Genomic DNA, 26354 nt, shown 5'->3' with positions numbered 1-26354 from the left:
CGACGATTGAGACGAAAAAACAACTTTAAAATAAGCTCTTCAATCCGTCTTTTAATTCATTTTTTAATTTCTGTTTTAGCTCTTCTTCCTTTGCTTTCTTTTTCTCTTCCGCTTTTCTTTTAGCTTCCACGAGCTTAGCCTCTAACTCCGCTTTTGCTTTGGCTTTTTCAGCATCAAGTTTTGCTTTAGCTCGTGCTTTTTCAGCGGCAAGTTTTTCTTTAGCTCGGGCCTTTTCAGCGGCAAGCTTTGCATCCAGCTCAGCCTTAGCCACTTTTTCAAACAATCGACCAAAACCTTTGATATCAGGGCGACATAACGTCGCAGGATCACTGTCAAACGCGCCTTTACAAACGATAGGGAAAGCCAATGAACGGTAGACGCGTTTAATTTGACACGCTTGGTCCACATCACTTCCCACAATACTGACATCAGCCTGATAATGGATATTCTGTTCAGGTAGCGAAACTTCACCATCGCCAGTAACTTGTATGCCAACCGCTTTAATTTTTAAATCAGGAGTAGAGACCACACCATTTACGATACGAGCAGGAAAAGTGAGGCTTTCAAAAGGAGTATCTTCACCAAAAGCGGTTTGATTCACATCTTTACCAGAACGTGTACTCGCGATGCCTTCACACACGGATTTCGTTAGGTTCATTCCAACCAAAGCGCCATCTTTCACTTCCACCAGCAAATCACCATTTAATTGATTCATTAATTCACTGATTCGATTACCACTGGTATGCAGATCACCTGACACAAACGTTGTACCTTTCACTTTATCGAGTTCCATAAAGTCATTTAATAAAGGATAGATTTGAACATGTTCAATATTTGGTGAGATCGATATCTTTGGCGTGTCAGAACGTGCATCTAACGTAGCATTTAGGTGGGCACTGCCATCATACAAACCCACGAAAAGCGGCTTAAGCGTTACCAGCCCATTACTCTGAACGCTGGTCGCTGAAATTTTATCAATTGAGAGATTCTTTGCTTTTAGATTTTCAAATGTAAAATCCACGGTACCATTAAGTGTACGCAAAAGTTCGACGGGGATTAAATCACTTTCTTGTACTTCCTCACCACTAGCTTCTGCACTAGCAGTGCTATCTGCCTCCGTTTTATTATCCCCTTCCACATTTGGCGGTAAGTAGCGATCTAAATCCAACGTTTTGCCTGCGACAGACACATTCCAAGAAAGTGGCGTAAACTTCACACTTGCATTTGCTTCAAGTTGCGTCTCGTCTAATCGAATAGAGATGGGTTGAACTTTCACAGCATTCGCATCACCTTCAAGGCTCAGCGTTAATTGCAATGCAGATAACGTTGTTTCATCTGCCATCTCAGGCAAAGGAAGCGCTAATTTATTTAACAACTCTCGCGGAGAAAACTCAGTCACATTCGCCGCCAAACTAAATTGAGGCTTAGAAAGCAACTCGAACACTTTAATCTGAGACTCAAATGAAACACCTAAGCTATCAAGACTTAAGCCATCAATAATCAGATTTTCCTGTGGGAGATCAAGCTCAAGTTGACGGATTTGGGCATTGGCAAGCAAAGGTGAAATAGGCAACATTGCAGCTTCAGTACGCGTCTTTACAATCAAGTCAGATAGAGCCAATCGTTGGTGCTCAGGAAAAACAGTTAAATCCGCCCCCAAAGACATAGTGTGCCCGATACTCTGCTGTTCCCCATTCGCCTCTTTCGGCAATATACCTTCGAGTTTTATATCAAACTCCAAAGGCCACGCTTCACCCCATCTTACGTTGCTTAAGTTGGTATTAAACATCGCCAGCAGATCCATACCACGTTGTTTATCTACAAAGCGTACTTGGGCATCTACCAGCTCAATTTTTTCAATATTAATATCTGGAATGGTATAAGCCGACGACGTCTGAGCGGCTTTGGCTGCATTTGGAGTGACTGCATCAGTTTCAGAAGGCATGCTTGCTGTAGAAGATGCTATAGAGGATTGATTAGACGCCTGTTTTTGACTGTCCGTTTTACTACCTAATTGCCAGTTGCCATTTCCCTCTTCATCCATCACTAGATCAGCCTTCAAGCCAATCAGACGAACAGTGTCTACTTCAATTTTTTGCTGCAATAAAGGCAACACAGCCAACCTAAACTCAGCCTCTTCGAATTTGGCTAACGTTGATTCGCCTTTCGCTGCCACACCGATGTCATTGAGTTCAACGCCTAACCAAGGGAAAAAAGACCAGCTAATGTCACCATCGATTTTTAAATCAATATTAGCGTGTTTATCGGCAAGAGAAATAAGCTCTTTTTTAAAATCATTTGGGTCTACAAATATCAATACGTACCCAATCCCACCAAGCACAAGAGCCAAGAGAAATACCAACACGAACAACAAGCGCTTAACCCAAACCATCCTTTAATACCCTCAGACAAAATGACTGTGCAAATTGTAGCATTTTAGGATTGATTAATACTTATCATAGACGGATGCAATGAAAAACCTTATAGCAGCGCGGACAGATGCCCTTTATAATGTCACCTTATTGTCATTTGTCCGTCGTGAATAACCACGCGGGTTGAAAGCGGAGACCCCCTTACATGTCCAGTCGGATTGCCAGCGTTGAGCGAAATACTCTCGAAACTCAAATCAAAGTCACCATCAATCTAGATGGAACCGGTGAATTTAAATGTGAAACAGGCGTACCCTTTTTAGATCATATGCTTGATCAAGTCGCTCGCCATGGTTTGATCGATCTGGACATTCATGCGGTAGGTGATTTACATATCGATGCTCACCACACTGTAGAAGACTTAGGCATCACATTAGGTCAAGCTTTCTATAAAGCAGTCGGAGACAAGAAAGGCATTCGTCGCTACGGACACGCTTATGTTCCACTGGACGAAGCCCTATCTCGCGTTGTCATCGATTTTTCAGGCAGACCTGGCCTAGAAATGCATGTGCCTTTTACTCGTGGTAGCGTGGGTGGCTTCGACGTCGATTTGTTCTCTGAATTTTTCCACGGTTTTATCAACCACGCCCAAGTTACGTTACATTTAGATAACCTGCGCGGAAAAAACACTCATCACCAAGCAGAAACTATCTTCAAAGCATTCGGTCGCGCACTGCGTATGGCGTTAGAAGTAGACGAAAGAATGGCGGGGCAAATGCCGTCCACTAAAGGATGTTTATAAGGCAAGCATATGACAGATAAAACGACATCAACCGTTGCCGTTATCGACTATGGAATGGGTAATCTTCATTCCGTTGCAAAAGCACTGGAACACGCTGCCGATGACACAACAAAGGTCATTGTTACCAGTGACCCAGCACTCATAGACGCAGCAGATCGCGTACTGCTACCGGGTGTTGGCGCTATTCGAGATTGCGTTGGCGAAATGCACAAACAAGGGTTGGTTCCCACTATTCGAAAAGCAATGCAAGAGAAACCATTTCTGGCAATCTGTGTTGGTATTCAATCTCTCATGTCCCACAGTGAAGAAAACAAGGGTGTTGACTGCTTAGGCCATTTTGATGGCAATGCCTTGTTCTTTGGTGAAAACCACAAAGACAACGCAGGACAAAAGCTTAAAGTTCCTCACATGGGGTGGAATCAAGTTAACCAAACCATTGATCATCCACTTTGGAAAGACATCGACTCCGGCGCACGTTTCTACTTCGTCCACAGTTACTTTGTGGTCCCTGAACATGCATCAGAAGTAGCCGGCACTTGTGAATACGGGCATGAATTCTGTGTTGCGCTTGCTCGCGATAATGTCTTTGCGGTCCAGTTTCACCCAGAGAAAAGCCACAAAGACGGTCTGCAACTGTACAAGAACTTCATCCATTGGGATGGAAAACCTTAGCCACCTTTCTAAAAACACGTATTAGGAACCTATTCATGGGCTTAGCAAAACGTATTATTCCTTGCCTTGATGTAGACAATGGGCGCGTTGTGAAAGGCGTACAGTTTGTCGATATTCGAGATGCCGGCGACCCTGTAGAGGTCGCAAAGCGCTATAACGATCAAGGCGCAGATGAGATTACTTTCTTAGACATCACAGCAAGCTCTGACGACAGAGGCACGACGATACACATGGTTGAAGCCATTGCCTCTGAGGTATTTATTCCTTTGACAGTAGGTGGTGGCATTCGTACTTGTGACGATATTCGAAACATGCTCAATGCGGGAGCGGATAAAGTAAGTATCAACACGGCTGCTATCTTCAACCCAGAGTTTGTTAAAGAAGCCGCCGAGCGTTTCGGCTCTCAATGTATTGTCGTTGCAATCGATGCCAAGAAAGTCAGTAAAGAAGGCGAAACCGACCGATGGGAAATCTTTACTCATGGCGGTCGTAAGCCTACGGGTATTGACGCCGTAGAGTGGGCCAAAAAGATGGTTGATTTAGGCGCCGGTGAAATTCTGCTTACCAGCATGGACCGTGACGGAATGAAAAATGGCTTTGATCTTGGTGTCACACGCGCCATTAGCGACGCGGTGCATGTACCTGTTATCGCATCAGGTGGTGTAGGAAACCTGCAACACTTGGTGGACGGAGTCACAGAGGGCAAAGCCGACGCAGTACTAGCTGCCAGTATTTTCCACTTTGGCGAATACTCTATTCAAGAAGCAAAAGAAACCATGCAGTCTGCTGGAATTGAGATGCGCTTGTAAACGCCCTCATTCAGGTCAGCTCTAAATTAAGCACTGAGTTATCAACTATTCAGTGCTTAATCCTCCCCATATGCGCAAATAATTAGCCCGTAATCGCTTTCTTTAACGTCTCTGCAATCTCTTCGGAAGAAGAGTCGTGAAAGAGATACTCTTTAATTTTGTTATCCTTCCCCATTAAATAAAGTTGGGCACTGTGGTCAACTGAATAACCCATTGACGAATCCGGCATATCCACAAAGCGGTAAAACGCTCCATATTGCTTCACCACCTTATCGATATTTTTCTGTGTGTCGGTCGCTCCGATAAAGCTAGGGTCAAAGAAATGAACATATTGTGAAAGATGTTCTGGCGTGTCTCGTTTAGGATCAACGCTGATAAAAATAGTCTGTACTTGGCTGCGAACATCGTCAGGCAACTGCTTTAACGCAACTTTGACATTGGCTAATGTCAGCGGACAAATATCAGGGCAGTGCGTATAGCCAAAGAAAACAAGCTTCATTTTATTGGGAAAGTCACTTAGAGAAACCGGCCCTTCAGAGGTCATCAATGTAAAGTCGCCACCGAGGCGAGTACTCTTCGCTTTCTCTGTATTATTCGTTTGCATGTACAGTGCCGTGGCTAAAATAGCCAACAATAGAACGGCAAACGCCATATAAAGAGACTTCGTTTTATTCAACATATCAATTAAATTCACTTACATTCAGTTTTAGAGATTTTTAACGCTGTATTGGAGTACACAGTCGTCGAGCAATGACTTCTTTTAGGCTAATTTTACAACATCCTAACATGAATACCGACGGGGGTTAGCGGGAAATCTGTGAGGAATTTAGGAAGCCCACCCTCAAAGCCTTGCTGAACGATTCCCATGCCAAGTACAATCAATACCAACTACAAATGACTAATGGGAAGGATTGTTCCTTGACCAAATTAACCGATGCTTTAGAAGCTTTATCGACCCATCTTACAAACAATGATCTATCGGCGGTTCAATTTCATCGCGGAGTAGAGCGCGAAGCATTGAGAATAAATGCAGAAAACGGAAGGATTTCCCAGCAACCGCACCCTGAAAAACTAGGCTCCGCTCTAACACATGATTCCGTTACGACGGATTATTCTGAAGCACTGCTCGAATTTATTACGGGTGTACACCCTTCTGTCGAAGGCGTGATGACTGAGCTTGAATCCATTCATCATGTCACTCAATATACATTAGCGAGTCAAAACGAGTATCTATGGCCAGGCAGCATGCCGTGCAATTTATCTGATAACTCAGAAGTACCGATCGCGTATTTTGGGGAGTCAAATACTGGCAAACTAAAACGCGTCTACCGCGAGGGCCTCTCAAATCGCTATGGTCGTATCATGCAATGCATTGCAGGCATGCACTATAACTTTTCGTTTGATCGTGATTTTTGGCGTTTTTTGGCCGACTATAAACAAGTTGATATAGCTGATAATGACGCACTTCAAGAATTTAAGTCGTCCCAATACTTCGCCTTGATTAGAAATTTCAGACGAAGCTCATGGGCACTGTCCGTTCTATTTGGCGCGTCATCCGCCGTTGATAGTAGCTTTTTAAGTGACAAGCCAAAAGATCTTGATGAAATGGGATCAAACACTTGGGTTGGTAAAGAATCAACGTCGCTTAGAATGAGTGATTTAGGCTACCAAAACAAAGCACAGGATGGACTCTATGTTTGCTATAACGAAGTAAACACCTATATTCAGACAATCAAAGAAGCGCTCAAAACACCTTACCCCGCCTACCAGAATATTGGTACGAAAGTCGACGGCGAATACAAACAACTAAGCTGTAATTTACTGCAAATAGAAAATGAGTATTACAGCGATATTCGACCTAAGCGTGTCACCATGTCTGGCGAACACCCTAGTGCGGCGCTTCAACAACGTGGCGTTGAGTACATCGAAGTTCGAATTATGGACTTAGATCCAGACTCACCCATTGGCATGACCAAAGAAACACTGTATTTCCTCGATACATTTCTCGTTTATTGCGCCCTTCGCGGAGACGAAAAATTAACAAGCGATGAGTGCCAACGCCTACGAACAACTCAGCAATCGATTGCTAAGCACGGTCAAAACCTCAGCTATGAATTTGATTTTGGGCATGGACCAAGAACCTTGAATTCGCAGCTGTCAGGCTTACTCAACGAGCTGTCGCAGGTTGCAGAGTTTTTGACGCTAAAAACGGGCAACTCAAGCTATGTGAAATCGATAGAAAAACAAAAAGAGAAATTAGATAACCCTAAATTCTTACCCTCATCAAAGCTACTTGAATCCGTTAGCCAACATGGCAGCTATCAGCTTGCAATGGAGCAACGTGCAAAAGAACAACAGGCCGAATGGCTAGTATCTAGGCCTTCTAAAGATACGCTACGTCAGTTTGAAGAAAAAGCCATCAGTTCTATTCAAAAGCAACAAGAAATCGAAGCATCGGATCAAGTGGACTTCGATACCTTCCTAAACGAATACTTAAAACCTCAGTAATCACTCAACTGGCGCTTCTATAAGCTTAAGCCTCGAACCATAGGCATAGCATAGAGACAGAAGCAAATAACCAGAAACAAAGAAATAAAAAGGGAACCTAACAAGCTCCCTTTTTATTTCTGGCTTCATGATATTGCAGACTCAATTACGTTGCGCGCTCTAGCACGCTATCAGCGTCCTTAAGCACAGCGGTGAGTATGCTACTAGTACAAACGCTTAATCCGTAATGACTTTATAACATGGAACGTATGCACTGCCTGGCAGCTTCATACGCTGCTGCTTAACAAATGCTTCTAAAAGAGCATCTAATTTCTTAAGCAGTTTTTTGTCGCCATGAATTTCAAAAGGTCCATTTTCCTTAATATACTGAACCCCTTGCGCTTTTACATTACCTGCGACAATCGTTGAAAATGCTCGACGTAAATCCGCCGCGAGAAGGTGTTTCTCCTGATCATAATGCAAATTCAACTCTCTGACTTTTTCATGCGTTGGCTCAAACGGGTGTTGAAACTCTTCCGGGATATGTAACATCCAGTTATAGTAGAAAGCGTCATGATGCTGTTTTCGATATTGACGAACTTCCTCCATTCCTTCCTTCATGATACGAGCAACTTCAGTTTCATCGTCTATCACAATTTGATACTTGGCTTGAGCCTCTTCACCAAGAACATCGCCTAAGAATGCATGAATCTGCTCAAAGTATGCCGCACTTTCTTTCGGACCAGTAAAGACAAGAGGGAAAGGAATGTCTGCATTTTCTGGGTGCATTAATATGCCCAATAGATAGAGAATTTCCTCAGCGGTTCCCGCACCACCAGGAAAAACAACGATACCATGGCCTGTACGTACAAAGGCTTCCAGCCTTTTTTCAATATCCGGCATTATCACCAATTGATTCACAATGGGATTGGGCGATTCTGCTGCGATAATACCGGGCTCGGTTAACCCAAGGTAGACACCATTGGTGATTCGCTGCTTAGCGTGGGCGATTGCAGCCCCTTTCATTGGGCCTTTCATGGCACCGGGGCCACATCCGGTACAAATATTAAGTTCCCGTAAGCCCAGTTCATGTCCTACTTTTTTAGTGTAGTCGTATTCATGACGCGCTATTGAGTGGCCTCCCCAACACACCACCATATCTGGAGTACGTATTCTTCTAAAAACGTTTGCATTGCGTAGCAACTCAAACACCACATTGGTAATCTTTTCAGAGCTAGCGCTCGACAGGCCACGCTCAAGATTGTATTCCTGAAACGTAAAGATGATGTCTCGCAGAACACTAAACAACATTTCACGAACGCTGCTAATCATTTTGCCATCAACAAACGCACTGCTTGGTGCATTGTCCAATTGCAGCTTAACACCACGTTCTTGCTGAACGATGGTAATCTCAAAATTTTTAAATTCTTCCATGACCGCCGCGGCGTCATCTGAATCGCTTCCACAATTCAAAATCGCCAGCGCACAGCGCCTGAACAAATCATGTAATGACCCTGATCCAACAGACAATCGAGTGATTTCGTCCTGAGAAAGTATTTCCAATGCACCCTTTGGCGCAACTAAAGCATTAACGCGATCTTCCAACGACATAATCGCACTCCTTCTCGTATGTTATTGTCTTACTTTAGATTTTGGTCGTTATTTTCAATTTTTCAAGTTCGACGCAAAGTATCCATATTGCTACACAATTGATACAAAGGCGCTAAAACGATAAAAGCGGCTTTTATCGTAATTTTTAAATTTGGCTAAGAACATGCTCCGCCGAACTGATTTTGTATTCGCCTGGTTCTTCAAGCCAAAGGTTACTAACAATGCCATTATCAACCAGCATGGCATAACGCCGACTTCGAATCCCGAGTTTCGCCGTTGATATGTCCAACTCTAAACCAAGTGACGTGGTTAACTCTGCCAACCCATCGGCCGCCATTACAAGGTTTTCAGCATTGTTCGCCTTGCCCCACGCGTCCATGACAAACACATCATTGACTGAAAGACATACTATCTCATCAATGCATTTTTCTTTAAATGCATCGAAATGCACCACAAAACCAGGTAAGTGACTAATACTGCAGGTTGGCGTGAACGCCCCCGGTACAGCAAACATAATGACTCTCTTGCCAGAAAAGAACTCTGTTACGTCAACGTTTTCTGGACCATTGTCGCCCATCACCTGAAACTGCCCATATGGCATCATGTCATCCACTTGAATGGACATATATCTTCTCCGAAACGTTATCTCTTACACACCATCTTACAGCAAAAGCACAGAAGAGCGCCACGTATGCGACAGCACTGACCTTTTGATATGTAGAGTAAGTAACGCTATAAAATCTTAAACTGAGCCAGCAACGCTTGTTGTTTTGAAGCAAGTTCAGACACGGTACGGCAAGACTCTTGCCCCTCCTTAGCACCTTCTGAGGCCATCTCAGAGCTGTCTGCAATGTCATGGACACTCTGATTAATTTCTTGAGCAACGGAAGATTGCTGTTCTGCGGCTGTAGCAATTTGGGTACTTAAATCCCGAATTTCATTCATTAGTGACTGAAGATCGACCAACGCAACCCCTACATTTCGAGCTTCGTCAACGCTTGAATACGCATTGTTGCGGCAGACCTGCATGCTAGAGACGGTTTCTTTAACGCCCTTTTGCAGCTGCCCAATGACATTTTGTATTTCTTCTGTTGAATCATGAGTTCGCGTTGCTAATGTTCGCACCTCATCGGCGACGACAGCAAAACCTCGTCCTTGCTCTCCAGCCCGCGCCGCTTCGATTGCAGCGTTCAAGGCAAGCAAATTCGTTTGCTCTGCAATATCTTGTATGACCTCAAGGATCCGACCAATATTTTTCGAATGCTCATCCAAGCGGTTAACAACCTCTGTAGACGATTCAATTTGATTAACAAGGCTTTCCACCTCACCAATATTATGCTCCATTTTATCGCGACTATTGGCAGCACTCTGATCAACGGCCTGTATTTTATGGAGCGTTATCTCAGCATTTTGTGCAACTTCATTCACGGTTGCCGCCATCTCAGTCATGGCCGAAGCAACATTGGTCGTTTTCTCATTTTGTTGCTTCATCATTGATTGAGTCTGTACAGCAGAGTCATAATTCGCTTTGGAAGAGCGGTTCACTGCATTGGAGGCTTGATCAATTTGCCCCATTACTTCACGTAGGCGATCAACAAGGCTGTTCACCCATTTCGCCAAGTCTCCAAATTCGTCTTTTGTCTCTATTTTTATACGCGATGTAAAATCACCGTTTGCAACAACATCAAGAACCTTCATCACTTGAGCGAGCGGAACACGAATACTACGGCCGACCCAAAATGCAACGGCAATCGCCAACACAACAGAGATAATAACGGTTATGGCTACAATGGATTTACTTAACGTCGCTGCGTCAGTCGCCTCATTTTTGGACTGTTCTTGAATAACTTCAGCGCCGTTAAGCAAAGCAACAACATTGGTCTGCATCTTACCCATACTCTTTCCAAGCATGGCCGCAATGGATTCCGCTTCTTGATCTAGACTGACATATTCGTACGCTTTATTTATCACACCGTTTTCATTTGCTATGCCGTCGATGACTTCATTGACCAATTCAACAATGGAATCATCATCCAAATATTGCATCTTGCCTTGCATCGCTGTGACATTTTTGCTCATTTGGTTACGCAAATCTTGCATATGATCCAGATCACTTTGATCAAAGTAATCGCCAGCAGTAACCGTTAGGCTTTCAATTTGGCTACGAACATAAGAAGCAGCGAACTTCACTTCTGATGTGTCGCCATCGTCTTCGAGCATACCAAGGTCTTCAGCCGCAAAAGAAAGAGAGTCTTTAAGATCTAACTTCGACGTATTAACCTCATCTCTGAGCACAATCATTTTTCTATGATTTGACATCGCTCTATTGGCGATACCAAAAAATGTCTCTGATTCAGAATTGATATCACCGATTAAAGTTTGAAGTTCAGAGTAATTCGCCAATACAGAACCCAAATGACTGATAGAAGAGTCAAACAGGACTTTATGGGAACCGTAATCTTGTTGTGCAGAATCAAGTGTAGTGGGCGTTAAGCTGAGTAAATATTGAAGCACTGACGAGTTCGCTTTAGATAGCTCATCGTTCAATTTATTGCTAGAGGAGACGATATCGGACACTTCGCCCGTCACTCGTTCGAGACGTTGCTCGACTTTATTTATTCCCGAAAAACCAGTTGCCGCGACAGTTAACAAGAGCGCGAGCAACACTCCAAAACCTAATAAAACCCGCTGGACGACGGACAATGACATATCAATACCTCTAAACCTGACTCAAATTAAGTGAAACCAACGAAACCATAGGAACATCAAGAAACAGACAGTATGAATAAGCCAACTAATGTTGACCTGAAAGCTAACTCGCACCTTCCTGACATTAACAATCCAATTGAGACAACGCGGATGATCCATTCCAGACGAGCAATAAAAACAGTGTATTCTGACCAACAAGTCAGATCTACATTTTTTTACAAAATAAATCGCAATTATGTACTAATGAATTGAGGATATCTAATCATAACTTTTTTAACTAGACGGATTTTACTTCCTACATTTCTTTGTTGGCCCGTATCTGGTAAATTTTCCGATCCTGTTTGCAATAATTTACTTTTTATATGGATCTACCGTTATACGAAAAGATCGCTGACCAGATAGAGCTCCAAGTGAGAGACGGCATCTTTGCGCCTGGAACTAAAATTCCCTCGGTTCGTAAATCCAGTAAGCAATTACACGTTAGCGTTGCAACTATTTTACAAGCCTATAGTTTGTTGGAAGACAGAGGCATTATTAAAGCCCGTCCTCAAAAAGGGTATTTCGTTCAAGATACACTTCTAGAGAACGAAACGTCGGATGACAGAATTCCAACCAACATCGAAAAGCCCACAACTCACCTTATCGAGACACTTCTACAACAACATACAGGCGAACAGGTAACACGATTTTCCAGCTCAATTCCCAGCACCCACTTCCTTCCTGTTCGTCAATTGCAGCGCTCGGTTGGCCGCTTAATGCGGTTAGAGCCAGAGGTCTGTGTCGACTATTCAGAAGCAAAAGGCAGTGAGCACCTTAGAAGGCAAATAGCGATACGCATGCTGGATGCAGGCTGCAAAGTCCAACCTGACGACATAATTATTACGCTAGGCTGCCAGAATGCGATTATTCTTGCGCTCAAAGCAATAACAAAACCGGGTGATGTCATTGCTATAGAAAGCCCAACTTACCATGGCGTGCTACAGGCAATAGAACTGCTTGAGCTTAACGCAATAGAAATTCCTTGCTCACACAACACAGGTATAGACTTAACAGTACTTCAAGAAGCCGCTAATAACTTGCCTCTAAAGGCCGCTATAATCACACCTAATTACCAAAATCCGACAGGGGCGACGCTCTCTTCAGAAAATCGAAAATCACTGCTTAAGCTCTGCAGTACATACTCTATTCCACTCATTGAAGACGATGTTTACGGTGAGCTTTCCTACTCAGATCGTCGCGCCAAAGCACTGCTTTGCGAAGCGCCTAACGCCGACATTACGTATTGCAGCTCCTTTTCGAAAAGTATCGCGCCAGGTTTTAGAGTTGGCTGGATCATTAGTCAAAAATACCAATCCAAGATTGAACACCTTTCCTATGTAAGCTCGGTATCAACGCCGACTCTCACTCAAACGGCTGTAGCAAATTTCTTAGAAAATGGCGCTTATGATAGACATTTGCGTAAAACCACCGCAGTCTATAAAGAGAACCTGAACAAGTGTAAAAGAGCAATAGAACAGTATTTTCCACCCAATACTGAAATTTCTTCACCATTGGGCGGTTTTTTATTATGGATTATTCTGCCAAATTCTATAAATGCGCTAGCATTACATGAACAAGCGATTCAATCGGGTATTGGCATCTTACCTGGTAACGTTTTTTACATTGAGCAGCAGTTTAGTCATCATATAAGGATTAACTATGCATTACCTTGGAGCAATAAGGTCGAAACCTGCTTAAAAGAGTTAGGAGAACTCTGTGTCAAACTGCAAAAGGGATAAACCACTCCCCTCTTGTGACCGGGCCAGCTATATTGATCTGACCTACTATTTTTTGACCAGATTTACTTACGTGCACTTCTAAAAAAGAAGCTGTGAGAATGGAAACCTTGAATATAAGTATCGGTTATGAATTTAATCTCGCTAATTTTAAAATTCGTCTGTACAGCCAGAACAAAAAGCGTACAATTCGCTTTCATTTTTAAATACTCTGGCTTTACTGCCGATAACCTGAATTAAAGAATCATCTGGCTTGTTGCGATGGAATTTGTTGCGCATCCTAAAGACCTACCTTTAGATATTGCTGTCATTGAAGATCAGGCGTTCCCCGCACTGACCTCTGAGCGTATGGGTTTTGTAGGAATAACCTGTCTGGTTGCAGACAAATATTCACAAGGGTGCTCCGTGCGAGTTACGCTTGCTGATATTGACCCAAATTTTTGCGTGACTGGCCGCATAGCATGGTGTGACTCTGAGCAGGGGGAATACCGGATCGCAATCGAGTTTCCCGTAAATGACGACTGTTTTTGCGTAAGGATGGTCGAGCAGCTTTCCCAAATAGAACACTATCGAAGACAAGCCAAAATTCAGGGGCGACGTTTAAACTATAATGAAGCTGCAGCGGAATGGATTCAAAAATTTGCTGCCAGTTTCCCAGCTTTCTTAGCGTAAGCTAACCAATTCTAAATACGATCAAACAAATATTATGACCACACCTTTAAGTGCAGATGATCTTGAAATCATCACTCGCCAGCTTGGCAGAACGCCCAGCGGTATTCGACGCATTGCCCACTATTCTCCTCATGGCATTCCACAAGTGTTAGAAATGGAAACTTGGGTGTTTAACCAACCTTTTCCTACATTCTATTGGCTTTCCAGCAGCGCCATTGACAAAGCGCTCGCGCGTATAGAAAGCCAAGGTGTCGTAAAAGAGCTAGAGCAACGAATAAAAGACGATCCAGAGCTACGTGAGGCCTACCACGACTCTCATCGAGACTATATCGCACGCCGTTGGGATGCGATGACAGACGAGCATAAATCGATTATCGAAGAAAAAGGCTTCACAACGCTTTTTGAAACGCTGGGAATTGGCGGCATAAAGAATTGGGACCAAGTTCGTTGCTTACACATGCAATACGGCCATCATTTGGCTGGCAGCAATGTCATCGGAAAAATACTAGATGAAGAATACGGTATTAGAGAAATTGCTGACAAAGAAGGCAAATAACCCCTGAGGTAACAATCAAACAAAAAACGGTAAATCTAGCTAAGGCCGGATTTACCGTTTTTCTATATTACTTGTTGTTCTAGACTCTCTAGAACGACTAGATCAGCCTAGAGCAATCACATCATCGCTCTTATTTCTTAGTTAATAAAGCCGTCAACTCTTCAGCAGTACTGGCTTTAGTCAACGCGACACGGATACGGTTGAAAGCATCTTTAGCAACCACAGCACGAGAGGCATAAGTTGTTAATGCACCGCCAGTCCAGCCCGCTAATTTTAGCGTTTCCTTTTTAAAGTTGTTTCCAGCCACCCCATGGCCACCCAGTTTCATTAGTTCATCTTCGATATCTAAATAACTTGGACGCTCTGCACCAAACTTCATAAAATCGTCTTGTTGAACTTCTGTGAATTCTTTTGCCATATTGTCTAACCTTTCAAAACTTTCCATAAAAACAATTATTAGTACTAACTTAGCGATATGCGAAAGTCAGAACAAGAGAAAACGTGTTTTAAAACGTAACTCAGTTTAAGGTATCAGCTAACAGCAGCCAAAACGCATAAGCTCATCAAGCTTAAGCCATTAATCGCTTGTCCGTACTCGTTCGACTGAGTCAAGCCAGCCACTGTATAACGTTTGACTTTTTTCAGCTGGCATTAACGGAGAAAAAGCCCGATCGGCCAACCATAAGTTTGTAACATCATCTAATGAATTAAACCATCCTATGCGCAATGCTGCGAGATACGCAACCCCTAAAGCGGTCGTCTCTGTAATTTTAGGACGTTCTACCGAAATTTCTAATATATCGCTCAAAAATTGAGCCATATAATCATTAACGGCCATACCACCATCAATACGTAACGAGTTAAACTCAGCGCCGTCCTTCGCCATTGCGTCCACCAAATCTTTAGTTTGATAACACACAGAGCGTAAGCCTGCACTGACGATATCCGAAATACCGGTGTCTCTCGTCAAGCCGACAATGGCACCTCTCGCATCAGGATCCCAATAAGGAGCACCGAGCCCAGTAAAAGCAGGAACAAGATACACATTGTCATAATTCGACTGCTCTGCGAGACTTTTTGTTTCGGAAGCATCCTCAAACAACTTTAACCCGTCTCTTAACCATTGCATGGTTGCACCAGCGACAAAAATACTGCCTTCCAGCGCATAACTGACCTTACCATTGATACGATAACCGATCGTGGTTAACAATTTGTGCTTTGATACGACGGGGCGATCACCTGTATTCAGAATCAAAAAGCAGCCCGTCCCATAAGTACTTTTAACCATTCCAGGTTTAAAGCAAGCCTGTCCTACAAGTGCCGCTTGCTGGTCACCAGCAACGCCATTAATTGGAATGGGCGCGCCCAACCAACGATCATTTACCAGTCCAAAGTCGTCACTCGAATCCATCACTTGAGGAAAAATTATATTCTCAATACCAAATAGCTGGATAAGTTCAGAATCCCAGCATTGATCATGAATATTAAACACCATTGTACGAGCCGCATTCGTCGCGTCTGTTTTATGAACCTCACCATCCGTTAAACACCAAATTAGATAGCTATCTACCGTACCAAACGCAAGTTTCCCTTCTGCCGCTAATTGCTGAGCCAGTAACGAATGCTGTAGAACCCAACGAATTTTCGTTGCAGAGAAATAGGAGTCGATAAGAAGCCCTGTTTTGCTATGAACAATATCAGCAAAGCCTTTATCTTCTAACGCCTTGCAATAATCTGCCGTACGCCGGTCTTGCCACACAATCGCGTTATAAACAGGCTCGCCAGTTTCAATGTTCCATAACAAGGTTGTCTCACGTTGATTGGTAATGCCGATAGACGCAACTTGAGATGCCATAACACCCGCTTTGTCTAATACCTTTCGACACACCGACAAAGTAGAGTCCCAAAGATCAGTAGGATCATGCTCAACCCAACCATCGTTAGGAAAATGCTGAGGAAATTCCTCTTGGGCCTGCACCACTCGATCTCCAGTGCGATTAAACAAAATCGCTCGGCTACTCGTGGTCCCTTGGTCGATCGCAAGAAGGTAATCTGTCATGGCAATAGTCTCTTTTCGTTTTCTTTTTATTGTTAACCGGCGTTGTGCCTTATCCGCCACTAAGAAAGTGGGCAAATATGTTATTCTAATAGCCTTAGAGAGTTCGAACTTTTTCATGTTCGAATTCGAACAAAAAATCATTAAAGTACACTTTTGATTAGATTAGCAAGCTTTTTAAGTCTGTGAGGATGTTCTAACTATGAGCCAGATGACTCGCCAAGATCGCATAGTGAAACTAGTTAAAGAGAAGGGCTACCTTTCTGTAGATGAACTGGCTCAGATATTTGCAGTAACACCACAAACGATTCGTCGCGATATAAATGCGTTGGTCGACTCACATCAAATACGACGCCATCATGGTGGTGCAAGTTACGACTCAAGCACAACCAATGTCGCTTACTCAACAAGACAAGCACTTCAGCAAGAAGCCAAAAAAAGAATCGCCGCACACCTTGTGAAAGAGATTCCAAACAACGCATCGTTGTTTATCAACATTGGAACCACGACCGAAGCGGTTGCTAAAGCACTGTTAAACCACGAAGGGCTTCAAATAATAACCAACAACTTAAATGTCGCCACCATTCTAAGCGCCAAACCCGACTTCACAGTCATTGTTGCTGGCGGCACCGTGCGTTCCCGTGATGGAGGCGTCATGGGGGAAGCGACCATCGACTTTATAAACCAGTTCCGCGTCGACTTTGGCATCATCGGCATCAGTGCCATTGATCCCAATGACGGCTCTCTTCTCGACTTCGACTATCAGGAAGTTCGTGTCGCACAGACCATTATCGCCAATTCAAGAAACGTATTCTTAGCCGCCGATAACGCTAAATTTGGCCGCCATGCCGTGGTAAGACTCGGTCACTTAGGACAGGTCGACACCTTATTTACCGATATAGCGCCGCCAGAAGAGACACTGTCTTTAATGAAAGGGTACAAGGTAGCACTCGAAATCTGTGACTAGGCGAAAACGATCTAACACCTTACAGGGATTACCGATACCGCACCGCCACCGAAGGTAATCCCCGCGATAATAATTGCATTGCCTTCCTTCAGAACCCGCACGTACCAGCAACAGTCATCACAATGCTATCTCGACAACGCCCTCAACGAAACCTTGGCTTATTTCTAACCGCTAACAGCCAAAAACCGTCTATTTTTTATTCAATTTCATATTGATTAAAACAGTATAAAAGAATACTATCACCTCAGAATGTTCGATTTCGATCAAATAAATGTTCGTTTATATTCGTTTTATTTGAATAACGAGGCAAGATATGCAAAAAACACATTTCAATCTCTTTGTGATTGGCGGCGGAATTAACGGCACAGGCATTGCAGCAGATGCCGCAGGACGCGGCCTATCTGTCGGTTTATGTGAAATGCGCGATCTTGCCAGCGCCACCTCCTCTGCAAGCAGCAAGTTAATTCATGGCGGATTACGCTATTTAGAACATTACGAGTTTCGTTTGGTAAAAGAAGCCTTAAGCGAACGCGAAACACTCCTTAAAGTAGCGCCGCATCTTGTCACACCAATGCGCTTCCAAATGCCTCATCGCCCCCACTTAAGACCCGCTTGGCTAATTCGTCTAGGGCTATTTTTATATGATCACCTTGGAAAACGTGAGCAATTAGCTGGCTCAAAAAGCGTAAAATACGATCAGTCCAGTCCACTAAAAGCCGACATAAAACAAGGGTTTGAGTACTCAGATTGCTGGGTTGACGATGCTCGCTTAGTCGTTATAAACGCTAAAAGCGCTCAGGAAAACGGGGCTGAAATTAACGTACGAACAGAGTGCTCCCATGCTGTCCGAAAAAATGGCATTTGGCATATAGATCTAAAAGACCAACGATCAGGCGAAACACGTACTGTGACGGCAGATGCTCTTGTCAATGCAGCCGGGCCATGGGTATCTTCCTTTATCGAATCCAAGGTTCAACGGAAAGCGCCCTATGGCATACGAATGATTAAAGGTAGCCATATTGTTGTTCCGCGCCTATACAATCAAACAAACGCCTTTATCATGCAAAATGCGGACAAGCGCATCGTGTTCGCCATCCCGTACAGAGAAAACTACACATTAGTCGGCACGACAGATGTAGAGTACAAAGGCGATCCAAAAGCCGTCACTATTTCTGAAGAGGAAACCAACTACATCCTTGACGTTGCCAATCAACACTTTAAACAACAATTGACCCAAGAAGACGTGATTTGGAGCTATTCCGGCGTACGCCCTCTTCTACAGGATGAGTCTGATGACCCGTCCGCTGTCACTAGAGACTACACCCTCTACACAGAAGATGAAGATGGCAAAGCTCCGTTATTGAGTGTTTTTGGTGGCAAGATAACAACCTATCGCAAGTTAGCACTCTCAGCATTAGATGATTTGTCCCCTTACTTCAAAGATATGAAAGAAGCATGGACAGATCGAAAGCCTTTGCCAGGAGGAGACTTTACCGATGGCCATGACGCTTATATCGTCTCATTACAAAAACAGTACCCTTTCCTAACCGCGCATATGGCAAAGCGTTTTGTTGCATCCTATGGGTCGCTCACACACACCATGCTCAAAGGTATCAGCAGTCAGGCAGACTTAGGGACATTATTCGGATCAGACTTGTATGAAGCAGAAGTGACGTACCTTATACAGCACGAATGGGCTCGATCGACTGAAGATATTCTTTGGAGAAGAACCAAGTTAGGCCTAGAGTTCAATCCAGAACAAGTGGCGTCTCTCACCCTGTTTATTGATGCCTATATCGATACTTACTTTCCAAAAGCCAGTACAGAGTCGGATTCGTTAGAGCAATTAGAGCAAGCGGAATAGCGATCACACACAACCCATTGACGGACACTCTCGACGAGAAATCACAGATGAATCCTGATAAAATCGTTTATTGATCTTCATTCACGATACAAGTCAACGCGCACTCGTGAACAGAGAAAGACACGGTTTTAGAAAAGGGGAAACATGGAAGGCTTATTCGCGGAGTGGTCAATTTGGCTCTATTTAGGACTGTTCCTCACGGCGTTTCTAGCAGGCATTGTTGATACTATTGCAGGTGGCGGTGGGCTTATTACCGTCCCTGTTTTACTTGCTGCGGGCTTATCTCCCGCAGAAGCACTCGCCACAAATAAACTCCAAGGGTGCGCAGGGACCTTGTCTGCTTCCTATCATTTTATTAAAACTCGTCAGGTCGACATCAACACAATGTGGTTTGCGATCACCATGACGGCTATCGGTAGTATCGCTGGCACATTGCTCGTCTCCTATTTAGACAGCGGCGTGCTAATCAAATTAATCCCCATCATACTCATTGCCGTCGCGGCCTTCTTTTACTGGCTACCTAAAGTTCAACCTGTCATCGCTTCAAAAGTCTCTCTAAACAGCGGCCAGTTTGCGTTAATGGTCGGGACAGGCATTGGTTTTTACGATGGTTTAATCGGCCCTGGCACTGGCGCTTTTTTCTCAACGGCCTATTTATGTTTTATGGGCGCCACACTGATCTCAGCCACGGCACACACGAAAGTGCTCAACGCAACCAGCAACGTCTCCTCACTCGCGATATTCTCCATAACAGGCCACATCATCTGGGGTTTGGGTCTTATCATGGCATTAGGGCAATGGCTTGGTGCGCAAGTCGGCTCTCGTATTGTCCTAAGCAAAGGCACCACCATCATTCGCCCGATGGTCATCTTTATGTGCTTAGCAATTTCAGCCAAACTACTTTATGAACAGCTCTAAAGAAACAGTAGGACTCAAGAGTTAAGTACCTTATAACCAAAAAATACGGCACAAAAACATAAGACTGAAAAATTAAACAGCGGGAGCTTTAAGTAGCAACGCTTTCTGGAGTGGTTAAGCTTGCTTCTGGATCATAAAAATAACACTCGCTCACCAGCCAACGTAAAAGAGATCTTATCGACTCCCTTTTCATATTAACCTCGGGGCACACAAATAAGTAAGCATTGCCTGCGTCGAGCTTCTCATTAAACGGACACACCAAGCGCCCTTCTTTAATATCATCCATGACTAAGGGAGTACGTCCAAGTGCAACGCCCTGCCCTGCAATAGCAGCTTGTACTGCTAAGTCTCCCCGATTAAAACTAATGCCCCTTGAAGCAACAACACCTTTAACCTTCATCATCGAAAGCCAGCTATCCCACTCGGCATAAGGACTGAAAAAGCGCCATTCAGAATCGTCGTTTAATAATGGAACGGTAGCTAAATCGCTTGGTGACTCTAACTGGTTGTTATGCAAAAACGCGGGACTGCAAACTGGAAAAACATCGTCCTTTAAAAGAGGCGTTGCCTGACAATCCCCTGTATTCACAAGACTGTGAACGATGGCGACATCAATCCGATCTTGCTGGAAATTAACCTCACCGTCATTGGCTTGAATGCGCAACTGTAAATCAGGATACATGTCACGCAATCGTCCCAGTCGAGGGATTAACCACTTCGTTGCAAATGAAGGCATCACAGACAAAGTTAGGATATCGGAATTTTGCTCATCCTTAAGCGCCTTAATCAGGCCCTTTAATTCCGTAAAGCTATGATCTAACTGCATAGCAAGACGAGCACCGGCGGAGGTTAACTCTAAACGTCGATGATGGCGAATAAACAACTCAAAACCCAGCTTTTCTTCAAGGAGTCGAATTTGCTGGCTCACCGCCCCCTGCGTCAAATGCACTTCCTGCGCAGCTTTCGTAAAGCTTAAATGTTTCGCTGCAATAGCAAACGTACCTAAATTGCCCAAGGGTAACGACTTCAAAAGCAAACTCTCTTATCAAAGACTAATCGTAAGTTGGGATTTTAGCATTAGCTGAATTAATGCAAAATGGCAATTTTAATCGTTTGTGAAGTTACGAAATCTCACTAGAATAGGCGCTATGTTCTCGGTATCGAGAGCTCGCTATATCACCCTAATTGTTATAGCAACTTAGTTTAGAGCGACCCCACAGAAGCACTAGACTATTTTATTTATAGAAGCACACCCACAGGTGCGACTATAAACAACTGCAAGTTACTTTCTTATAGCTGGCTAGAGTTTCTCTACCCAGCTTTTTTTATGCCGATTATTTAAGAGCAAAAAAAGGCGACCAAAAGGTCGCCTAAGTAACACACATGCTTAAGAATATTGATGACTAAACCAGAGCTTAATCACCAATTTTACTTAACTGTGCTCCGGTCATTAAGCTGCACGCTCTTCAACTACCTGTCCGCCGATAGAGACTGACTGTGTCAGTTTCTCCATTAAGCGAACAACTTGGCAGCTGTAGCCATACTCATTGTCATACCAAACATATAGAGTAGCTTGATTACCACGAACTTTAGTAGATAGTGAATCCAACACACCTGCTTGCTCACTACCAATGAAATCAGAACTTACTGCGTCTGCGGCATCGCTGTAGCCAATTTGACCTGTTAATGCTGCACTTTCTGAAGACGCTTTAAGCAAAGCATTAATTTCTTCTACAGATGTTCCAGCTTTCAGGTTTAGGCTCAATACTGCGATAGACACGTTGATAACAGGGACACGAATCGCACTGCCACTTAGCTTACCTTCTAAAGAAGGGATCGCTTTAGAAACAGCTTTTGCAGCACCCGTTTCTGTCATCACCATATTCATTGCCGCTGCACGCCCACGACGATCACCTTTATGAACGTTATCAATTAGGTTTTGATCATTTGTGTAAGCATGAACAGTTTCAACATGACCGGATTCAATTCCGTATTTTTCTTCCAATACAGACAAAATCGGCGTAATTGCATTGGTTGTACATGAAGCAGCAGATAGGATTTGATCCTCGGCTTCAATATCAGAGTCATTAACACCAAATACAATGTTTTTCATTTGCTTGCCTGGCGCGGTTAATACAACACGCTCAATACCAGGACGAGAAAGATGAACACTCAGTCCATCGTGATCACGCCAGCGGCCTGTATTATCAACCAACAAAGCACCTTCGATGCCTTCAGCAACGTAATCTACTTCTGCTGGATCAGACGCATAAATCACTTTAATTGGATTACCGTTGACAATAAGTTGCTCATTTTCAACGTCTGCTTTAACGACGCCATCGTAAGTACCGTGAACAGAATCGTATTTAAGTAGGCTAGCGCGTTTTTCTAGATCTTTGTCACTAGCGCGACGAACAACAATCGCTGCCAACTTCATACCTGGCGTCGTGTGACCCAAAGCGCAAATGCGACGTGCGAGTAGACGACCAATACGTCCGAAACCGTAAAGAACAACCGGTGTTTCATCACCTGTTGCAGTAAGAAGACCTTCAGAAATTTGAGCATCTGCAAGCGCTTCTTCTAATTCTAAAACGCCATTACCCAAGCCTTTTTCCTGAGCGTCAGTCAAAACTTGCTTCACTCGCTCCAAATCAACACCTGGATAACGATCAAACAGCTCCATCAACCCAGTCACTGAATCAGACATTAGAGTTTGACCTGCCAACTGAACTTTTAGAGATTGTTCACGACCTAATTTACCCAATAGTGGAATCAAAGATTCAACTTGAGAAAGAGTTTGTAACCAAGTATCTGTCATTTCCTGCCCCCGAAAACAGACTGTTTTGATGCGATATGGGGTGCAGTTTATATTCGAAATTAGAGAAAGACAAATTGTAACAAGGCTACAAAATACGTTAAAAATCCGCTATTTAGAGGGTTATTTTGCGAAAAGAACAAAATAAAAGTGAAGTTGTCGAAAGTTTACAACATAAGAAAATGATATAGCGCAATAAATGTCACTATTTTGCAATTATTTCGTAACTAACAAACAAGTTAAGGTAAAAAATTTCATGTATTTTTTTATAAACAACGTCATAAATAGCGTTTTCGCTCCGCTAACACACCTAAAATGACAAAAGAGGCTATGATAATAAGCGGCCTGTAAGTCACATCGATATGCGTTAAAGACCAAAAGACGAAGGGCTGAACCCAAATCGTCAGCAATCCATAACCGAACGTACACATCAGTATGAATGCCGTGACTCGTGCCACAAACATCCACGATGAAACCGCTTTTTTTAATGCACGATTTATTTTGTCCCCATAGATCACTAAGCAAGTCGCCACAAAGGCCAATGCAATATTATTCAAATGTGGCTGCATGAAACGAGCCAGCGAGGAATTCAACTCAAACAACACGTCCATTTATCTTCACCTAACAGAAAGGAGCTACTTCCGAAGAAGAGACTCAACATCAATTTTGCCAGACTCAGACTGTATTTTCGGCACTTCGTCCACATAGCTCACAGACACATCAAACGTCGTGTTATGAAACTCTATTACCGTACCATCATTAAAAAACCATTTTGCACGGCCATAGCCATCGCGAACAAAGCCGACACTTGGTGGGCCATACTTGCCTTCCAGCAATTTTCCGAGCGATGCTCGTTTTTTAGGGCTTTCTACTACCCCTGAAAGAGTCGCCTTTTTTATGTACTTGTACTGATTAAAAAGAACCGTCAGCTCACGGATACCCAAAATACCTTCTGGCCCTAAGCTGTACGTTGCAACACCATCTCGGTAAGAAGGATACGGCTGCAACCCCATTTTCTGTAGGTGTGCCTCAAATGCCGATTGGCTAAGATCATTTACCTCCAGACCAAATAACTCAGCTTTCGTCTGCAACGGCGGCGCGACGTCCTCAGTCTCTGCCTCTTGAGCATCTTCTGTCGCACTGAACGAAGGTAAAGAAGCAAAGGCGCCAAACATAACAAGGGCGCAATATAAAATTGACGAAAAACGCATACTCATAAATCCAACTATCGAGAATATTTTGCAATAAAAAGTAGATATCGCTTCAGACAAAAAAACCAAAGCTGACTATAAAGTCAGAAAGCGAAAAATGAAATAATTTGATATAGTATACAACCTATAAAGGTTATGTTCTGTATTCTATTTGTTGAGGTATTTCATGGCGCTTGTAATTGGCGTAACAGGTATTTCGGGAAGCGGTAAAAGTCGCTTGTGTTCACTTCTTGCAGAAGGCCATGAAGAACGAATCACGGTTCTCTGTCAGGATAGCTTCTACAATGGCTGCGGCAGCATCGACCCAGATGTCTACAACTTCGACGACTTAAGCTCACTAGACGTCGAAAGCATCAAGCTCGCTATCCACAACTGTAAGAACCGCCAGCAGCCTAATGAGATCCCTGTCTACGACCATTCTCAACATAAGCGTACGGGCTATCGCAACCTGGACCCAACCCATGTTGTTTTGGTTGAGGGACATATGATGTTTCAAGACCCTGCGATTCGTGATGCCGTTGACTACCTGCTCTTTGTTGATACTGATATGGACATTGCTATTGTTCGCCGTTTAAAGCGAGATATTGCCGAACGAGGACGAAATGTGAACGAGGTTACAAGCCGTTACATGCGCCACGTTCGTCAAGCGTCTTTAAAAACATTAGAAATTCGCAGTAAAGCCGACTTCGTGATACCCAACAACAATAGTTTCACAAATGCAGCGAACCTTTTGCAGTATTACATTGAATCGGTTCTGGACAGAAAAAGCGCAAAGCAATAAACCGCAAAAGAGATGCTCATAAAGCCAAAGCGATACATAAAAAATAGGAGCCTAAGCTCCTATTTTTTAGGACTTCTTTTATTTATAACCAGCTAATCGATGTTACTTCTTAATCTCATCAAAAAACTTTTTCACACCATCAAACCAAGTCTTTTGCTTAGGAGAGTGTTCACTCTCTTCGCCCATTGTTTCAGCAAATTCTTTCAAAAGCTCTTTTTGTCGATCTGTGAGATTGACTGGTGTTTCAACCACAACCTTACAAATCAGATCACCAACAGGGCCACCGCGAACAGGTTTCACACCTTTATTACGCAAGCGGAACAGTTTTCCTGTTTGACATTCACTGGTTACTTTCAAACGTACGCGACCATCTAATGTTGGAACGTCAATTTCGCCGCCTAATGCCGCTGTCGTGAAGCTAATTGGCACTTCGCAGTATAGGTTTGAACCATCACGCTCAAATATACTGTGAGGTTTAACAGACACCTGAACAAACAAGTCGCCCGCTGGGCCACCAAATGTTCCCGCCTCACCTTCACCAGAAAGTCGAATACGATCACCAGTATCAACGCCCGCTGGGATCTTAACATTAAGAGTTTTGTATTCTTGCTTACGACCTTGGCCGTGACAGGAGTTACAAGGATCAGAAATAATTTGCCCTTGACCATGACACTGGGGACACGTTTGCTGAACAGAGAAAAAACCCTGAGACATACGCACTTGACCCGCACCATTACAGGTAGGACAAGTCGTCGGTTTCGTGCCTGGTTTTGCCCCAGACCCTTCACAAACTTCACAGTCTACCAAGGTAGGGATACGGATTTTTTCTTCACATCCCCAAACTGCTTGCTCTAAATCAAGCTCAAGGGTGTAGCGTAAATCTGAACCACGACGAGTACGGCTTTGTTGGCCACCACCTCCGCCTGCACCACCGAAAATATCGCCAAAAACATCACCGAAGATATCACTAAAGCCACCGGCACCAGCGCCGCCGAAGCCGCCTGCGCCTGCCTGACCATTTACACCTTCATGACCAAATCGATCATAGGCCTCACGCTTCTCTTCTGTTGATAAAACCTCATAGGCTTCAGCAATTTCTTTGAACTTTTCCAGCGCTTCTTCGTTGTCTGGATTTTTATCCGGGTGGTACTTGTTAGCAAGCGAACGATACGCTTTTTTTATCGCTTTTTTGTCAGCATCACGACTGACACCAAGCACTTCATAATAATCACGTTTACTCATTACGAGGATTCCTGCACCTTTCGAGTGAGAGCAGAGAG

General features: G+C 43.7%; 23 protein-coding genes. 11 read left to right on the top strand and 12 right to left on the bottom strand.

Annotated elements, in window-relative coordinates; all coding sequences use genetic code 11:
* Nucleotides 1-25: 25 nt before the first annotated feature.
* Nucleotides 26-2392, bottom strand: coding sequence for an AsmA family protein (locus tag MARME_RS02950; protein ID WP_013659790.1), 2367 nt, complete (start codon nucleotides 2390-2392; stop codon nucleotides 26-28).
* 185 nt (nucleotides 2393-2577) lie between these two features.
* Between MARME_RS02950 and hisB the strand changes: the two genes are divergently transcribed.
* The 3 genes from hisB to hisF are packed head-to-tail and all read left to right on the top strand — an operon-like array spanning nucleotide 2578 to nucleotide 4652.
* Nucleotides 2578-3171, top strand: coding sequence for an imidazoleglycerol-phosphate dehydratase HisB (gene hisB, locus MARME_RS02945; protein ID WP_013659789.1), 594 nt, complete (start codon nucleotides 2578-2580; stop codon nucleotides 3169-3171).
* Nucleotides 3172-3180: 9 nt separating this feature from the next.
* The gene (gene hisH / locus MARME_RS02940) at nucleotides 3181-3843 is read left to right on the top strand and encodes an imidazole glycerol phosphate synthase subunit HisH (RefSeq protein ID WP_013659788.1); all 663 of its coding nucleotides are present in this window, start codon (nucleotides 3181-3183) and stop codon (nucleotides 3841-3843) included.
* 35 nt (nucleotides 3844-3878) lie between these two features.
* Nucleotides 3879-4652 (top strand): imidazole glycerol phosphate synthase subunit HisF, encoded by a 774-nt coding sequence (hisF, locus tag MARME_RS02935; RefSeq protein WP_013659787.1) that lies wholly within the window; start codon nucleotides 3879-3881, stop codon nucleotides 4650-4652.
* An 82-nt stretch (nucleotides 4653-4734) separates the two neighbouring features.
* Here hisF and MARME_RS02930 read toward each other — a convergent pair whose 3' ends face one another.
* The gene (locus MARME_RS02930; RefSeq protein WP_013659786.1) at nucleotides 4735-5331 is read right to left on the bottom strand and encodes an SCO family protein; all 597 of its coding nucleotides are present in this window, start codon (nucleotides 5329-5331) and stop codon (nucleotides 4735-4737) included.
* A gap of 239 nt (nucleotides 5332-5570) precedes the next feature.
* Between MARME_RS02930 and gshA the strand changes: the two genes are divergently transcribed.
* Nucleotides 5571-7160, top strand: a complete 1590-nt coding sequence (gene gshA / locus MARME_RS02925) for a glutamate--cysteine ligase (RefSeq protein WP_013659785.1) — start codon at nucleotides 5571-5573, stop codon at nucleotides 7158-7160.
* 216 nt (nucleotides 7161-7376) lie between these two features.
* Here the strand turns inward: gshA and ppnN are convergent, their stop codons facing one another.
* From ppnN to MARME_RS02910, 3 genes are all read right to left on the bottom strand, one after another.
* On the bottom strand, nucleotides 7377-8750 hold the full coding sequence (gene ppnN / locus MARME_RS02920) for a nucleotide 5'-monophosphate nucleosidase PpnN (RefSeq protein WP_013659784.1): 1374 nt from the start codon (nucleotides 8748-8750) through the stop codon (nucleotides 7377-7379).
* Between the two features lie 145 nt (nucleotides 8751-8895).
* The gene (locus MARME_RS02915; RefSeq protein WP_013659783.1) at nucleotides 8896-9375 is read right to left on the bottom strand and encodes a peroxiredoxin; all 480 of its coding nucleotides are present in this window, start codon (nucleotides 9373-9375) and stop codon (nucleotides 8896-8898) included.
* Nucleotides 9376-9482: 107 nt separating this feature from the next.
* Nucleotides 9483-11459 carry a methyl-accepting chemotaxis protein gene (locus MARME_RS02910; protein ID WP_013659782.1) on the bottom strand — a complete coding sequence of 659 codons (1977 nt, stop codon included), beginning with the start codon at nucleotides 11457-11459 and terminating at the stop codon, nucleotides 9483-9485.
* 362 nt (nucleotides 11460-11821) lie between these two features.
* On the opposite strand from MARME_RS02910, the gene MARME_RS02905 reads away from it, so the two are divergent.
* The 3 genes from MARME_RS02905 to MARME_RS02895 all read left to right on the top strand — a co-directional run bounded on the left by MARME_RS02905 (nucleotide 11822) and on the right by MARME_RS02895 (nucleotide 14462).
* Nucleotides 11822-13237, top strand: coding sequence for an aminotransferase-like domain-containing protein (locus tag MARME_RS02905; RefSeq protein ID WP_013659781.1), 1416 nt, complete (start codon nucleotides 11822-11824; stop codon nucleotides 13235-13237).
* Between the two features lie 258 nt (nucleotides 13238-13495).
* On the top strand, nucleotides 13496-13906 hold the full coding sequence (locus MARME_RS02900) for an energy transducer TonB (protein ID WP_013659780.1): 411 nt from the start codon (nucleotides 13496-13498) through the stop codon (nucleotides 13904-13906).
* Nucleotides 13907-13940: 34 nt separating this feature from the next.
* Nucleotides 13941-14462 carry a DUF501 domain-containing protein gene (locus tag MARME_RS02895; protein ID WP_013659779.1) on the top strand — a complete coding sequence of 174 codons (522 nt, stop codon included), beginning with the start codon at nucleotides 13941-13943 and terminating at the stop codon, nucleotides 14460-14462.
* A 130-nt stretch (nucleotides 14463-14592) separates the two neighbouring features.
* Here MARME_RS02895 and MARME_RS02890 read toward each other — a convergent pair whose 3' ends face one another.
* Nucleotides 14593-14880: a hypothetical protein gene (locus MARME_RS02890; RefSeq protein WP_013659778.1), complete on the bottom strand. Its 288-nt coding sequence runs from the start codon at nucleotides 14878-14880 to the stop codon at nucleotides 14593-14595.
* A 159-nt stretch (nucleotides 14881-15039) separates the two neighbouring features.
* Nucleotides 15040-16521, bottom strand: coding sequence for a glycerol kinase GlpK (gene glpK, locus MARME_RS02885; RefSeq protein WP_013659777.1), 1482 nt, complete (start codon nucleotides 16519-16521; stop codon nucleotides 15040-15042).
* 199 nt (nucleotides 16522-16720) lie between these two features.
* Between glpK and MARME_RS02880 the strand changes: the two genes are divergently transcribed.
* The 3 genes from MARME_RS02880 (at nucleotide 16721) to MARME_RS02870 (ending at nucleotide 20267) form a co-directional block, all read left to right on the top strand.
* The gene (locus tag MARME_RS02880) at nucleotides 16721-17485 is read left to right on the top strand and encodes a DeoR/GlpR family transcriptional regulator (RefSeq protein WP_013659776.1); all 765 of its coding nucleotides are present in this window, start codon (nucleotides 16721-16723) and stop codon (nucleotides 17483-17485) included.
* 313 nt (nucleotides 17486-17798) lie between these two features.
* A complete protein-coding gene (glpD, locus tag MARME_RS02875) occupies nucleotides 17799-19349 on the top strand; it encodes a glycerol-3-phosphate dehydrogenase (protein WP_013659775.1) in 1551 nt (516 codons plus the stop codon).
* 144 nt (nucleotides 19350-19493) lie between these two features.
* Nucleotides 19494-20267 carry a TSUP family transporter gene (locus MARME_RS02870; RefSeq protein WP_013659774.1) on the top strand — a complete coding sequence of 258 codons (774 nt, stop codon included), beginning with the start codon at nucleotides 19494-19496 and terminating at the stop codon, nucleotides 20265-20267.
* Nucleotides 20268-20355: 88 nt separating this feature from the next.
* Here the strand turns inward: MARME_RS02870 and gcvA are convergent, their stop codons facing one another.
* From gcvA to MARME_RS02850, 4 genes are all read right to left on the bottom strand, one after another.
* Entirely contained in the window at nucleotides 20356-21297 is a 942-nt protein-coding gene (gcvA, locus tag MARME_RS02865) for a transcriptional regulator GcvA (RefSeq protein ID WP_013659773.1), read from the bottom strand.
* A gap of 420 nt (nucleotides 21298-21717) precedes the next feature.
* The gene (locus tag MARME_RS02860; RefSeq protein WP_013659772.1) at nucleotides 21718-23085 is read right to left on the bottom strand and encodes a glyceraldehyde-3-phosphate dehydrogenase; all 1368 of its coding nucleotides are present in this window, start codon (nucleotides 23083-23085) and stop codon (nucleotides 21718-21720) included.
* Nucleotides 23086-23360: 275 nt separating this feature from the next.
* Nucleotides 23361-23693: a DUF3392 domain-containing protein gene (locus tag MARME_RS02855; protein WP_013659771.1), complete on the bottom strand. Its 333-nt coding sequence runs from the start codon at nucleotides 23691-23693 to the stop codon at nucleotides 23361-23363.
* 24 nt (nucleotides 23694-23717) lie between these two features.
* Nucleotides 23718-24293 (bottom strand): hypothetical protein, encoded by a 576-nt coding sequence (locus tag MARME_RS02850; protein ID WP_013659770.1) that lies wholly within the window; start codon nucleotides 24291-24293, stop codon nucleotides 23718-23720.
* Between the two features lie 166 nt (nucleotides 24294-24459).
* Between MARME_RS02850 and MARME_RS02845 the strand changes: the two genes are divergently transcribed.
* Nucleotides 24460-25074, top strand: coding sequence for a uridine kinase family protein (locus MARME_RS02845; RefSeq protein ID WP_013659769.1), 615 nt, complete (start codon nucleotides 24460-24462; stop codon nucleotides 25072-25074).
* Between the two features lie 102 nt (nucleotides 25075-25176).
* On the opposite strand, the gene dnaJ is transcribed toward MARME_RS02845, so the two are convergent.
* Nucleotides 25177-26316, bottom strand: coding sequence for a molecular chaperone DnaJ (gene dnaJ / locus MARME_RS02840; protein ID WP_013659768.1), 1140 nt, complete (start codon nucleotides 26314-26316; stop codon nucleotides 25177-25179).
* Nucleotides 26317-26354 lie beyond the last annotated feature (38 nt).

Source organism: Marinomonas mediterranea MMB-1 (assembly GCF_000192865.1).
Taxonomy (GTDB): domain Bacteria; phylum Pseudomonadota; class Gammaproteobacteria; order Pseudomonadales; family Marinomonadaceae; genus Marinomonas; species Marinomonas mediterranea.
The sequence above is the reverse complement of the archived record's forward strand: the minus strand, read 5'-3'. Positions and strand labels throughout refer to the sequence as shown.

Bases quoted from the DNA above. Each gene is read 5' to 3' on its own strand.
- MARME_RS02950 (WP_013659790.1), bottom strand. From the start codon at position 2,392: ATGGTTTGGGTTAAGCGCTTGTTGTTCGTGTTGGTATTTCTCTTGGCT.
- hisB (WP_013659789.1), top strand. From the start codon at position 2,578: ATGTCCAGTCGGATTGCCAGCGTTGAGCGAAATACTCTCGAAACTCAA.
- hisH (WP_013659788.1), top strand. From the start codon at position 3,181: ATGACAGATAAAACGACATCAACCGTTGCCGTTATCGACTATGGAATG.
- hisF (WP_013659787.1), top strand. From the start codon at position 3,879: ATGGGCTTAGCAAAACGTATTATTCCTTGCCTTGATGTAGACAATGGG.
- MARME_RS02930 (WP_013659786.1), bottom strand. From the start codon at position 5,331: ATGTTGAATAAAACGAAGTCTCTTTATATGGCGTTTGCCGTTCTATTG.
- ppnN (WP_013659784.1), bottom strand. From the start codon at position 8,750: ATGTCGTTGGAAGATCGCGTTAATGCTTTAGTTGCGCCAAAGGGTGCA.
- MARME_RS02915 (WP_013659783.1), bottom strand. From the start codon at position 9,375: ATGTCCATTCAAGTGGATGACATGATGCCATATGGGCAGTTTCAGGTG.
- MARME_RS02910 (WP_013659782.1), bottom strand. From the start codon at position 11,459: ATGTCATTGTCCGTCGTCCAGCGGGTTTTATTAGGTTTTGGAGTGTTG.
- MARME_RS02905 (WP_013659781.1), top strand. From the start codon at position 11,822: ATGGATCTACCGTTATACGAAAAGATCGCTGACCAGATAGAGCTCCAA.
- MARME_RS02900 (WP_013659780.1), top strand. From the start codon at position 13,496: ATGGAATTTGTTGCGCATCCTAAAGACCTACCTTTAGATATTGCTGTC.
- MARME_RS02895 (WP_013659779.1), top strand. From the start codon at position 13,941: ATGACCACACCTTTAAGTGCAGATGATCTTGAAATCATCACTCGCCAG.
- MARME_RS02890 (WP_013659778.1), bottom strand. From the start codon at position 14,880: ATGGCAAAAGAATTCACAGAAGTTCAACAAGACGATTTTATGAAGTTT.
- glpK (WP_013659777.1), bottom strand. From the start codon at position 16,521: ATGACAGATTACCTTCTTGCGATCGACCAAGGGACCACGAGTAGCCGA.
- MARME_RS02880 (WP_013659776.1), top strand. From the start codon at position 16,721: ATGAGCCAGATGACTCGCCAAGATCGCATAGTGAAACTAGTTAAAGAG.
- glpD (WP_013659775.1), top strand. From the start codon at position 17,799: ATGCAAAAAACACATTTCAATCTCTTTGTGATTGGCGGCGGAATTAAC.
- MARME_RS02870 (WP_013659774.1), top strand. From the start codon at position 19,494: ATGGAAGGCTTATTCGCGGAGTGGTCAATTTGGCTCTATTTAGGACTG.
- MARME_RS02860 (WP_013659772.1), bottom strand. From the start codon at position 23,085: ATGACAGATACTTGGTTACAAACTCTTTCTCAAGTTGAATCTTTGATT.
- MARME_RS02855 (WP_013659771.1), bottom strand. From the start codon at position 23,693: ATGGACGTGTTGTTTGAGTTGAATTCCTCGCTGGCTCGTTTCATGCAG.
- MARME_RS02850 (WP_013659770.1), bottom strand. From the start codon at position 24,293: ATGCGTTTTTCGTCAATTTTATATTGCGCCCTTGTTATGTTTGGCGCC.
- MARME_RS02845 (WP_013659769.1), top strand. From the start codon at position 24,460: ATGGCGCTTGTAATTGGCGTAACAGGTATTTCGGGAAGCGGTAAAAGT.
- dnaJ (WP_013659768.1), bottom strand. From the start codon at position 26,316: ATGAGTAAACGTGATTATTATGAAGTGCTTGGTGTCAGTCGTGATGCT.